The sequence below is a fragment of the Listeria sp. SHR_NRA_18 genome, assembly GCF_003856515.1.
GTDB classification, from domain to species: Bacteria; Bacillota; Bacilli; order Lactobacillales; family Listeriaceae; genus Listeria_A; species Listeria_A newyorkensis.
The window spans coordinates 48842-60327 of sequence record NZ_QPKR01000010.1 but is presented as its reverse complement, the minus strand read 5'-3'; the positions used below and the strand labels follow the sequence as shown (position 1 = coordinate 60327).

Sequence of the window (11486 nt, the reverse complement as noted above, 5' to 3'; positions counted from 1 at the left end):
CGCCCAATCCTTTTTAATTTTTTGTATAGTAGTCATAACCACGTCCGACATCTGCCAAACTGTGCGCGTCGGAACCATATACCAATTCAATCCCCAGCCCGCGCGCCTCGTTCACCACATCAAGCGGCGGATATGTTTCCCCGCAAAACTCCTTGTAAAGTCCCGCCGTATTCCAATCCAACTGATATTTCCGCGCCTTGATATCCTTCAACAACTCCGAAACCTGTTGTCGCGTAGCCTTTTTTAATCCAGTATCTTCATCCGCAAAAAAGCGCTGAAACTTCTGACAAAGCGAAATATGCCCCAATCGCGTCGGTTTCGCTGGACCCAAATCCGCTAACAACGATTCCCGAATAAATCCATAATATTCCTTCTGAACCGCCTCAAAGCTACCATAGTGCTTCAAAATTCCCGCCTCAAAATCCTCCGCTGAAAAATCAATGAAACGCCAACCATCGATGCCTGGCATAAAGTGTAACGACAAGACACCATCATCCATCTGCGAACCATATTCCCTCAATAACGCTCGCGTATCCTGTTCAAAACCTGGCAAGAAATCCACTTCCAAGCCAACATGGATCCTAATCTGATTTTTATATTTTCGCTTCATCGCATGTGCACGCTCAAAATAAGCATCCAATTGATCCCACCGAATCGCGGCTGTCGCAATGTCTTCCATCGGGTTCGCAATAACTGCCTCAAAAACAGCTGGCATTGGCGGGTGCTCTGTAATCGAATAATCCGTGAATCCAAGCCCAATCGCTTTTTCAATCATCGCCTCTACCGTATCTCCCGTACCGTGTGGACAAAATTCCGTATGCGTGTGTCCATCCCATTTTTTCATCTTGCATCGCTCCTTTTTTGTCCATTGTATCATCACGCCACACAAAAATGCCATGATATCGACTATCATGGCATCTGATTGCAGAAAAATAATTGTACATGTTTTTCAAAAATTTCAACGTGGCGATAATAGATCATTTTCAGAAAAAATCCTGTACTAGCATACTGGAACGAAGCCTTTAACATCGAAAATGACTGGCTCTAGACACACTGATATCCTACTTCATAGTGACCGATATACGCTTAATTTCTTTAAACTTCGCATCTACCGCTACAATTTCTAAATTATCCGCATTACTCGTAATTTTTTTGATGATATCATTGCATGTGTATGTCCCTGTAACTGGATCCAAATCAGCTTGTTTTGCGACTTCACCGTTCACAAAAAGACGTACATACTTAATATCCTTGCCATAAGTTCCTGTTAGCATCAGACTTCCAAATGCATAATCATCCGCCGTTAATTCAAGATCAAGCGCAATTGGTTCAACAGAAACTTGTTCGCGATCTATTTCTACATAAGCATCATCCACTCCAACTACTTCCACCAAATCCGTTTCTTTCAAAATACTTCTCTTAGCATTTTCAAAAATATAGCTATAGTCTTCGTTTATCGTTGCTTCTTGTACTGCCTTGCCATTGACCCAAAGCCGCACTTTGCTGATGTTCTTACCAATTGTCCCAGTGAGTGTTTGTGTACCAAACTTATACGTATCCGCTTTTACCCAGTTCTCAAGTGGTGAACTTGTCACCTTCACTTTCACGCGTTTCACTTCCTTGTCTTGTGCGTCAACACCAACGACTTCCACAATATCTTTCTTTGATGCCACAAACTGTGCGATGTTTTCTGCCTGGTAAGTTCCATCTGGATTTGTTGTCGCTTCTGACACCGATTCGCCATTCACCCACAAAAAAACTTTCGCTATATCTTTGCCATAAGTCCCTTCTAGATTTGCCGTATCCACTTGATATCCATCCGCAGTTAATCCGTAATCTTTAATAATCGAGCCTGTGATTTCTCCAGAAACACGTGTTATCTCAACGAATTTTGAATCGACTGCTACGATTTCGATCTCGTCCGTCAGTGCTTTAACATAGTTCGATGCCATATCAATTGTAAAAGTACCATCTGCATTCAATGTAGCTTGTGTAACAGCTTTTCCGTTGACCCAAAGGCGAACTCGTGGGATATTTTTGCCGTAAGTTCCTGTTATTGTCGCTTCCCCTAGCTTGTAATCATTCACAGAAAGCGTGATATCCGCGCCTTTTGCTACGTAAATACTCGCTACATTCGCCTTACCGTTTAGTGGTTTTGTAATATATACTGTAAGAGTTGTGCCTACTGTTTGCTGTGGAATCGAAACGCTATACGCCCCATTTTCACCTACTATACTTGAGCCTAGAACGAGCGAACCATTTCGTACAACAACTCCTGCATTTGGTTCGCCAGTTCCCGTTACCATCGTTGCATTTGTCGTCACTGGATTAATCGTGATTGGTGCGATGATGTTGAATTCACTTTTTGCTTTATCTAAATCTTTCTGGATTCCTGCCCTTACCACATAGTCCATCACTAGATTAACTTGTGCTTGGGCTTTATTCAACTCTGTTTGGTTTGTTGTTGCCTTGACATGATTTGTAGGATTATCTTCTATAAAAAGTCCATTCACTAGGTAACGTGCAAGTTCTGCAGGTGTAGGAACTGCTGTCACCTCTAAGTCTGCAAGTAGGTAATACTTATTTTGCGCTTGTATCCAAACTGCAACTGTATCTCCAATTTCTAAGTTACTGGCTGATACAGCATTTTTTTTGTTACCGCTTACTGTACTCGTCGTTGTTATCGCGTTATTATTGACTGTAAAGCGGTAAATATACTCCACTTGCTCTGCATTGTCGAACGCAAAAATAGCTGCTTTATGATCCTCGCTCAATGTGATTCCTTGGAACGCATCACGTGCACCTACAAGCGTTTTAGCTCTGTCTAGATTTCCTTGTAACGTATCTTTTGCTGGGGATGCTGGTAAAACGGCAACTTTCATCTGAGCCTCTGCTACTGTTGCTTTGCTCGCCGTCGTCGCAATCATTTTGGCAGGATCATTGTTGACAAACAAACCTAAAACAGCCGCTTCTGCTTCATCATAAGGGATGCCAATGACGTCTTGCGTTGTATCTGCTGCCACGAAGCGCTGCCCTTTAGCGTTCAGTAGGTTCACATAGACTTTAACTTTCATGCCTTTTTCTAGTGTGATTGCTCCCATATCGAGCCACGAGCCGTCTTCGTCATAGCGGTTCACGCGATTTAGCGCTATTTTGTATGTATTGTCCTCCGTTGCCATGCCTGTTGTCATCGCGATTTTTTTACCTGTTGCGTTGTAAACTTCTGCGATAAAAACGCTCTGTGCTTCTAGTTTGCCAGTGATTTCAGTTGCGCCATTTAAAGCGGTATCTACCGTCAATGAGGCCTCGATTTTAGCTGCTAGTTGGCTAATCGCTTTATCCAAAATGAGGCGTAACTCTGCTTGTTGTACCGGATCTTCTAAAAGGGTCACATCTTCTATCGCGTCATTGACAGGTACACGATCAAGTCCCGCTCGAATATCGTTTTCTGGGTCTTTACCGATGAAAAGTGCGTTGATTTCTGCTTTCACTGTTCCATAGATAGATCCTTGTACTGATTGATTTGCTGCATGTGCCCCAACTGGCGCAACTGCTATAACCGATGCTGCAAATACGTTTGTTGCTACTAAAAGTAATGCTGTTTGCTTCATTATTTTATTCATTCTCTTCGCCCCTTGCTTTTTTTATTTTGTAGAACTAACTCAATCGTAGCAGTAATTGGCGGAGGAAAAATACAATATTTCCGTTTTTTGACGAAAAATCATGACATTTTAGACATATTTGAATGGCAAGCTCGACTTATTTCTAGAATATTCTATGAACTTATTGGTATACTGGAGATATTCTTCCTTTTGTATTTACAAAAACGCTTTAACCTGCTAATATGGTAATACAATAAAGTTAACGTGGAATGGGGCTTAGAAATATGAAATGGAATCGGAATTTACCTATTGGAACCAGAGATAAACTTTTTAAAGAGGCGGCGTCGGCTTATGATATGGAACATCTGGTGAATCGGTCGTTTCATGCGCGTGGTTATCAGCGGATCGAGACGCCGGTTATCGAATTTGATGATGTTTTTTCGGCGATTAATGACGTGAATTTGTATCGCTTTTTTGATAAAAAGGGGCGGTTGACGGTGTTGCGGCCGGATATGACGTCGCCGATTGGTCGGGTGATTAGTACGACGGGTGTGACGCCGCCGCTCAAGCTTTCTTATAGTGGAAAGGTGTTTCGGGCGAATGAGGAATTGGCTGGGGAACGCAATGAAATGACGCAGGCTGGGATTGAGATTATCGGCTTTGCTTCTATTAAAGCGGAGATTGAGTGTATTACGAGCGCGATTGCGGTTTTGAAGCAGCTGGGAATTAGTGATTTCCAAATTGAGATTGGGCACGCGGCGATTTATCAGGCGGTGATTCAGACGCTGGATTTGCAGGGTAGTGATGAGGAGAACTTCCGCCAAGTGTTGCAGAATAAGAGTTTATTCGGGATTCGGTCATTTGTGGAAAGCCACCCGAGCGCGATGGATGATTTTATTTTGGCATTGCCGCGCTTGTTTGGTTCGGTGGACACGATTCGGGAGGCTCGGGCGTTGACGGAAAACGGTGTTATTTTGGAGGCGTTGGCGCAGATGGAGACGATTATCGGGGTCGTGAATGTGCCGGAGCATTTGTCGGTGGATATTGGATTGGTGCAGGAGCTTCATTATTATACGGGCGCAATTTTTCGAGGTTATGCGGATATGTCGGCGGTTCATTTCTTGAGCGGCGGGCGTTATGATTCGCTTTTCGCTGAGTTTGGAGAGGATAATTGGCCGGCGGTGGGGCTGGCGCTGAATCTGGATGAGATTGTGTCGCTGAAACGGCGGACGTTGAAGGAGGACAAGACGGACTCGAAAACGTTTATTCATTATTCGCTTGAGACGACGCATTTGGCGGAGGATTGGCTTGCGAAGACGCCGAACAGTTCGCTTAGTTTTTTCGATGATTTGGTGGAGAGCGTGGCGTTTGCGCGGAAATGGCAGTTTAGCAAGATTATTGATGTGAGCGGTCATACTGTGCGTGAGATTGATCCGGATGAGGAGGTTTTGACATGAAATCATTGCAAATTGCCTTGACGAAAGGGAGATTGGAGAAGTCGGCGGTGGCGCTTTTGGAGCGGGCTGGCGTGGATTGTGCGATGCTGCATGAGAAAAGTCGGAAGCTGATTTTTAAGCGTGAGGATGCGCCGTATTCGTTTATTTTGGCGAAGGCGCCGGATGTGACGACGTACGTGAAGCATGGCGTCGCGGATATCGGGATTGTTGGCAAGGATGTTTTGATGGAGCAGGATAAGGAGCATTACGAGATGCTTGATTTAAAAATTGGACGGTGTCAGTTCTGCCTTGCGTCGACGCCGAGCTATGATCCGAGTGATTATAGGCGCAAAATTATCGCGACGAAATACCCGACGGTTGCGACGAAATATTTTCGTGAACGTGGCGAGGATGTCGAGATCATCAAGATTGAGGGCTCGGTTGAGATGGCGCCGATTTTGGGGCTGGCGGACGCGATTATTGATATTGTGGAAACTGGCTCGACGCTGCGTGAGAATGGTTTGGTGATTTTTGATACAATGTATGCTATTTCGGCTCGGTTGATTGTGAATAAGGCATCGCTGAAACGGAATAAGGCGCAAATTTTTGAGTTGATTGATTTATTGGAGAATACGCTTGAGGAGGACGCGAAATGAGGTTTATTTCTGGGGATAAAGAGGCGATATTGGAGCAATTACATAGTGCGGCGAGTGCGGATACTCAGATCGAGACCGAGGCGGCTGTCAAAGCGATTATTGCAGATGTGAAAACGAATGGTGACGCGGCGCTTGTTAGGCTGACGGAACAATTTGATGGGGTTCGATTGACGGATTTTAGGGTGGCGCAAAGTGTGTTGGATGATGCATTGAACCATGTTGAGGCGGATTTTACCTGCGCGCTAGAACAAGCGAAGGCGAACATTTTGTCGTATCATCAAAAGCAGAAACAATCGGGATTCGTTGATACAGAGAAGCCAGGCGTGATGCGCGGTCAGCTCGTTCGCCCATTGGAGACGGCTGGTATTTACGTTCCTGGTGGCACGGCGGCTTATCCGTCTTCGGTTTTGATGAACATTTTACCGGCCAAAATTGCTGGTGTTCCGCGGATTATCATGGTGACGCCGCCTGGGAAAGATGGCTTGAATCCGTATATTCTAGCTGCTGCCAAAATTGCGGGTGCGGATGAAGTTTATCAAATTGGTGGCGCGCAAGCCGTTGCTGCTCTTGCGTTTGGGACGGAGTCGATTCCAAAAGTGGATAAGATTGTCGGGCCTGGGAATATTTTTGTGGCGCTGGCAAAACGGGAAGTGTTTGGCATCGTGGATATCGATATGATTGCGGGGCCTTCGGAGGTGGTCGTGGTCGCGGACAGGGCGGCGAATCCTCGGTTTGTAGCGGCAGATTTGTTATCGCAAGCGGAGCATGATAAACTGGCGCGCGCGATTCTAATTACGACGAGTGAAGCGTTTGGTCAAGCGGTTGCCGCGGAAGTGGAGAAACAGCTGAAAACCCTGCCACGTGAAGAGATTGCGCGGGCTTCGATTGCCAATTTTGGACAGGTGATTGTTGCTGAATCCGTGGACGCCGCGTTTGATATTATGAATGAGATTGCTCCGGAACATCTCGAAATCCAGTTGGAAAACCCGATGGATTATCTGAGTTATGTGAAAAATGCTGGCTCGGTTTTCTTGGGCGCTTATGCCTCTGAACCGCTTGGAGACTATTTTGCGGGGCCGAATCACGTGTTGCCAACGAGTGGGACGGCGCGCTTCTTCTCCCCGCTTGGCGTCGCTGATTTTTGCAAACGGACCTCGTTTATTTCTTATACGAAAGACGCGCTGGCAAAGGAAAAAGACGCGATTGTCTTGCTGGCTGAAAAAGAAGGCTTGACGGCGCACGCTCGCGCTATCGAAATTCGCTTTGAGGAGGATGATGAACAATGAGAACAGCTAAAATAGAACGGAAAACGGCAGAAACAGCGATTAAAATGGAGCTTTATATGGATCAGCCGGAGAAATGTGAGGTTAATACTGGGGTCGGATTTCTCGATCATATGTTGACGTTATTCGCGAGACATAGCCGCATTGGGTTTGTTTGCGAGGCGATTGGCGATTTAGATGTGGATTCGCATCACACGGCGGAGGATGTCGGGATTGTGCTCGGGCAATGTTTGAAGGAAGCGCTTGGTGATAAGGCTGGGATTAATCGTTACGGTTCGGAATACGTGCCGATGGATGAGTCGCTTGGCTTTGTGGCGCTGGATCTAAGTGGGCGTTCGTACCTCGTTTTTGATGCGGTGTTTGAGAATCCGAAGCTTGGTGCTTTTGATACGGAGCTCGTGGAGGAATTTTTCCAAGCGGTGGCGTTTAATGCGTCGATGAACCTGCACTGTCGCGTCCTTTACGGCAAAAATACGCATCACAAAATTGAGGCGTTGTTTAAAGCGTTTGGCCGAGCTTTGCGGCAAGCCATTACAGTGAATCCTGATATCGTAGGCGTTAACTCGACGAAAGGTGTGCTGTAAATGCGAATTGCGATTATTGATTATGATGCGGGCAATACGAAAAGTGTCAGCAAAGCGCTTGATTTTATTGGGATTGAAAATACGATAACGGCTGCGAAAAAGACGATTTTGGAGGCGGATGGCATTATTTTGCCGGGTGTTGGTGCTTTTCCGCAGGCGATGGCGGCACTTGAAGAACGCGATTTGATTGCGGTTTTGCAAGAGGTGGTGGCGCACGGGAAACCGCTGCTTGGGGTTTGTCTCGGAATGCAATTATTGCTGGATTCGAGCGAGGAATTTGGCTATACGCAAGGGCTTGGACTGATTCCGGGTCACGCGAAATCGCTGCCAGACACGGCGAAAATTCCGCATATGGGCTGGAATCGGTTGGAAGTGAAGCAGGACTCGCCGTTAACGCGGGATCAGGACGGTAATTTTGTGTATTATGTGCATTCGTATTATGCGGTTTGTGAGGAGAAATATGTATTGGCGTCGAGCGATTATTCGATGGAAGTTCCAGGCATCATCGCGAACGAGAACGTTTACGGCGCCCAGTTTCACCCCGAAAAAAGCGGGCAGGCAGGACTCGAAATTTTACAAGGATTTAAGGAGGTAATAGCATGCGGTTTTTCCCAGCAATAGATTTGAAAAACGGTCGGTGTGTGCGGCTATATCAAGGTGATTTCGCGCAGGAAACCGTTGTGAATCCTGACCCGATTGCCCAAGCGGCGACATTTAGTGAACAAGGCGCAACGTATTTACATATTGTCGATTTGGACGGCGCGCTGGAAGGAAAACCGATTAATTTGGACGTGATTCGTGCGATGAAAAAAGCGGCTGGTCTCCCCGTCCAAGTCGGTGGTGGGATTCGGACGATGAAGCAGATTACGTTTTATCTGGAAGAAGCGGGTATCGATCGCGTCATTATCGGCTCGGCGGCGCTGGAAAATCCGGATTTAGTTCGTGACGCCGTGAAGCTTTATGGCGCGAAAATCGCGGTCGGCATTGACGCGAAAAATGGCTTTGTTGCAACGTCTGGTTGGCTCGATGTGAGCGCTACGGATTACCTTACTTTTGCGAAAGAGGTTGAAAAAAGTGGCGTGCAGACGATCATTTTTACGGATATTGCCAAAGATGGTACGCTGGAAGGTCCGAATTTAGAGCAGCTTCAAGCCTTGCAACGAGCGGTTTCTGTGGATATTATCGCGTCGGGTGGCGTGAGTAGCAAACAGGATTTGGAGCAACTTTCCGAGCTCGGTTTATACGGCGCGATTTGCGGTAAAGCCCTGTATAACGGCAATATTTCGATGGCAGAAATTACGGAGGTGGAGAATCTTGCTGACTAAACGCATCATTCCTTGCTTGGATGTAACCGATGGACGCGTCGTGAAAGGCATCAATTTCGTGTCGCTAACCGATGTCGGTGATCCTGTCGAAATCGCCAAGGCCTACAATGAAGCTGGCGCGGACGAACTCGTTTTTCTCGATATCACGGCAACGCATGAAGAGCGCCGGACGATGATCGATGTCGTCGAACGCACCGCGGAACAAGTCTTCATCCCGCTTACCGTCGGAGGAGGCATCCATTCTGTCGCGAACATGAAAGCCCTCCTTCAAGCTGGCGCGGACAAGATTTCACTGAATTCAGCCGCCCTCAAAAATCCCGATTTAATCGCGGAAGGCGCCGCCAAATTTGGCAATCAATGTATCGTTGTCGCGATTGACGCGAAGTATCACGCCGAAGATGATTCCTGGCACGTTTACAGTCGCGGCGGGCGTGATGATACCGGTCTTGATGCGATCCAATGGGCAAAAAAAGCCGTCTCACTCGGCGCTGGCGAAATCCTGCTAACAAGCATGGACGGCGACGGAACTAAAGACGGTTACGACATCGCGCTCACCGATGCCATCTGTAACGCCGTCCCCGTTCCTGTCATCGCATCTGGCGGCTGTGGAAACGCCGATCACATGGCAGAAGTCTTCGCCAAAACGAGCGCTGACGCCGCACTCGCCGCATCAATTTTCCATTACGGCGAAATGACGATTCCAGAAGTCAAACAAATTTTGCAAGAGAAAGGAGTTGCGATTCGGCCATGACACTCGATTTTTCCAAAGGCCTCATCCCCGCGATTATCGTGGAAGACGCGACCGGTGACGTCCTCATGCTCGCCTATATGAACGCCGAAAGTTACCAAAAAACGCTCGATACAAACACGACTTGGTTTTTCTCCCGTTCCCGTAACGAACTCTGGAATAAAGGCGCAACGTCTGGCCATTTCCAGCACGTCAAAGAAATCCGCTCCGACTGCGATAGCGATACACTCTTGATCCGCGTCGACCAAATCGGAGCCGCCTGCCACACCGGCGCGCACAGCTGCTTCTTCAATCTAGAAAAGGAAGTGACCGAAAAATGACGATTCTAAACGAACTTTTCGACCAAATCAATGACCGCAAAACCACGCCAAAAGAAGGCTCCTATACGAATTATTTATTCGACCGCGGACTGGATAAAATTTTGAAAAAAGTTGGCGAAGAGGCGACGGAAGTAGTCATTGCTGCGAAAAATAACGACAACGCGGAACTCACATCGGAGCTCGCAGATTTGACTTATCACGTCCTCGTACTCATAGCGCAGCAAGGCTTAACGCCAGACGACATCGCACGCGAACTCGAAAAACGCGAAGGCAAACTCAGCGTCACGAAAGACCGCAAGCCAATCGACGAAATTTAAGGAGGCTCACACATGGTAAAATCATCGCTAAACACCTTATCCGCCTACAAACCAGGCAAACCGCTAGAAGAAGTCCGCCGCGAACTCGGGCTCAAAAAAATCACCAAACTCGCGTCCAATGAAAACCCGTTTGGCACATCAAAAGCCGTCACGCGAATCCTCAAAGAAGGCACGATTGACCTATCCTACTACCCCGATGGCGCCGGCCGAATTTTGCGTGAAAATATCGCGGCTTTTCACGGTGTTCCGACAGATAATATTCTGCTTGGTTCCGGTCTTGATGACGTTATCCAACTCATCTCGCGCGCCGTCCTAGAGCCCGGCGACAACATTATCGAAGCCGCGCCGACCTTCTCCCAGTATTCCCTACATGCCACAATCGAAGGCGCCGAAACGCAGCGCATCCCAGTCGATGAAACAACCGGAAAATCCGATCTCACCGCCATGGCAAACGCCGTCAACACGCGCACAAAAATCATCTGGCTCTGCAATCCAAACAACCCGACAGGCACAATTTCCACCCAACAAGAAGTCCTAGCCCTGCTCGAATCCGTACCCAAAGACGTCCTAGTCATCAGCGACGAAGCCTATTTCGAGTACGCCACAACCGCAGAATACCCAGACACACTAGCGCTTCTAGAGCCATTTCCAAACCTCATCATCATGCGCACCTTTTCCAAAATTTACGGTTTGGCAGGCTTGCGCATCGGATACGCCATCATCCCAGACGCGCTAGTAGAACCCTTCAACATCGTGCGGCTCCCATTCAACACCTCGTCCATTGCCCAATCCGCCGCGACCGCCGCACTCGCCGACCAAGCATTCGTCGAAAAATGCGTCGACGCCAACACAAGCGGCTTACAACAATGGTACGACTTCCTAGACACGCGCGGTCTCGCATACTACAAATCCGACGCCAACTTCATCTTTTTCGACACCGAGCGCGACGCCACCGACCTATTCAACCAACTACTCCAAAAAGGCTTCATCGTGCGCGCCGGACTCAAACCAAATTGGCTACGAATCACGATTGGTTCCACCAGCGAAAACGAAGCATGCATCCAAGCTCTGGCATCCATTTTGGACAACAAATAACGCACTCTAACACGTCTCTAAGCCTTCTCTCATCACATTCTCATCAAAACAAGCCAACCTGACAAAACTGTCACATTTCCGTTTCGAATTGTAAGCCAAAGCGATGTTACAGCTCCCCAT

Annotated in this window: 12 protein-coding genes; 10 read left to right on the top strand and 2 right to left on the bottom strand. The window is 47.5% G+C overall.

Annotated elements, in window-relative coordinates; all coding sequences use genetic code 11:
- Positions 1-13: 13 nt before the first annotated feature.
- Together hisJ and DUK53_RS13780 are read right to left on the bottom strand one after the other, a co-directional pair.
- Positions 14-844, bottom strand: a complete 831-nt coding sequence (gene hisJ / locus DUK53_RS13785) for a histidinol-phosphatase HisJ (protein ID WP_036129795.1) — start codon at positions 842-844, stop codon at positions 14-16.
- Positions 845-1061: 217 nt separating this feature from the next.
- A complete protein-coding gene (locus DUK53_RS13780; RefSeq protein WP_036129792.1) occupies positions 1062-3623 on the bottom strand; it encodes an immunoglobulin-like domain-containing protein in 2562 nt (853 codons plus the stop codon).
- Between the two features lie 263 nt (positions 3624-3886).
- Between DUK53_RS13780 and hisZ the strand changes: the two genes are divergently transcribed.
- Genes hisZ through hisC form a run of 10 tightly spaced genes read left to right on the top strand, consistent with a single transcriptional unit; the run spans position 3887 to position 11366 of the window.
- Positions 3887-5059 carry an ATP phosphoribosyltransferase regulatory subunit gene (gene hisZ / locus DUK53_RS13775; protein ID WP_036129790.1) on the top strand — a complete coding sequence of 391 codons (1173 nt, stop codon included), beginning with the start codon at positions 3887-3889 and terminating at the stop codon, positions 5057-5059.
- Positions 5056-5694, top strand: coding sequence for an ATP phosphoribosyltransferase (hisG, locus tag DUK53_RS13770; RefSeq protein WP_036095073.1), 639 nt, complete (start codon positions 5056-5058; stop codon positions 5692-5694). Before hisZ ends, hisG begins: the two co-directional genes overlap by 4 nt.
- A complete protein-coding gene (hisD, locus tag DUK53_RS13765) occupies positions 5691-6980 on the top strand; it encodes a histidinol dehydrogenase (RefSeq protein WP_036129789.1) in 1290 nt (429 codons plus the stop codon). Before hisG ends, hisD begins: the two co-directional genes overlap by 4 nt.
- Positions 6977-7561: an imidazoleglycerol-phosphate dehydratase HisB gene (gene hisB / locus DUK53_RS13760; protein WP_036129786.1), complete on the top strand. Its 585-nt coding sequence runs from the start codon at positions 6977-6979 to the stop codon at positions 7559-7561. The genes hisD and hisB overlap by 4 nt, the downstream gene beginning before the upstream one ends.
- Positions 7562-8182, top strand: a complete 621-nt coding sequence (gene hisH / locus DUK53_RS13755) for an imidazole glycerol phosphate synthase subunit HisH (protein WP_036095066.1) — start codon at positions 7562-7564, stop codon at positions 8180-8182.
- On the top strand, positions 8161-8886 hold the full coding sequence (hisA, locus tag DUK53_RS13750) for a 1-(5-phosphoribosyl)-5-[(5-phosphoribosylamino)methylideneamino]imidazole-4-carboxamide isomerase (RefSeq protein ID WP_036129784.1): 726 nt from the start codon (positions 8161-8163) through the stop codon (positions 8884-8886). The genes hisH and hisA overlap by 22 nt, the downstream gene beginning before the upstream one ends.
- The gene (hisF, locus tag DUK53_RS13745; RefSeq protein WP_036095063.1) at positions 8876-9637 is read left to right on the top strand and encodes an imidazole glycerol phosphate synthase subunit HisF; all 762 of its coding nucleotides are present in this window, start codon (positions 8876-8878) and stop codon (positions 9635-9637) included. Before hisA ends, hisF begins: the two co-directional genes overlap by 11 nt.
- On the top strand, positions 9634-9954 hold the full coding sequence (gene hisI, locus DUK53_RS13740; RefSeq protein ID WP_036129783.1) for a phosphoribosyl-AMP cyclohydrolase: 321 nt from the start codon (positions 9634-9636) through the stop codon (positions 9952-9954). Before hisF ends, hisI begins: the two co-directional genes overlap by 4 nt.
- 2 nt (positions 9955-9956) lie before the next feature.
- Entirely contained in the window at positions 9957-10271 is a 315-nt protein-coding gene (gene hisE / locus DUK53_RS13735) for a phosphoribosyl-ATP diphosphatase (RefSeq protein ID WP_236637310.1), read from the top strand.
- Between the two features lie 12 nt (positions 10272-10283).
- Positions 10284-11366, top strand: coding sequence for a histidinol-phosphate transaminase (gene hisC, locus DUK53_RS13730; RefSeq protein WP_036129779.1), 1083 nt, complete (start codon positions 10284-10286; stop codon positions 11364-11366).
- Positions 11367-11486: the final 120 nt, after the last annotated feature.

What these genes read in the sequence shown, in the direction of transcription:
- hisJ (WP_036129795.1), bottom strand. Translation starts at nt 844, where the DNA reads ATGAAAAAATGGGATGGACACACGCATACGGAATTTTGTCCACACGGT.
- DUK53_RS13780 (WP_036129792.1), bottom strand. Translation starts at nt 3,623, where the DNA reads ATGAATAAAATAATGAAGCAAACAGCATTACTTTTAGTAGCAACAAAC.
- hisZ (WP_036129790.1), top strand. Translation starts at nt 3,887, where the DNA reads ATGAAATGGAATCGGAATTTACCTATTGGAACCAGAGATAAACTTTTT.
- hisG (WP_036095073.1), top strand. Translation starts at nt 5,056, where the DNA reads ATGAAATCATTGCAAATTGCCTTGACGAAAGGGAGATTGGAGAAGTCG.
- hisD (WP_036129789.1), top strand. Translation starts at nt 5,691, where the DNA reads ATGAGGTTTATTTCTGGGGATAAAGAGGCGATATTGGAGCAATTACAT.
- hisB (WP_036129786.1), top strand. Translation starts at nt 6,977, where the DNA reads ATGAGAACAGCTAAAATAGAACGGAAAACGGCAGAAACAGCGATTAAA.
- hisH (WP_036095066.1), top strand. Translation starts at nt 7,562, where the DNA reads ATGCGAATTGCGATTATTGATTATGATGCGGGCAATACGAAAAGTGTC.
- hisA (WP_036129784.1), top strand. Translation starts at nt 8,161, where the DNA reads ATGCGGTTTTTCCCAGCAATAGATTTGAAAAACGGTCGGTGTGTGCGG.
- hisI (WP_036129783.1), top strand. Translation starts at nt 9,634, where the DNA reads ATGACACTCGATTTTTCCAAAGGCCTCATCCCCGCGATTATCGTGGAA.
- hisC (WP_036129779.1), top strand. Translation starts at nt 10,284, where the DNA reads ATGGTAAAATCATCGCTAAACACCTTATCCGCCTACAAACCAGGCAAA.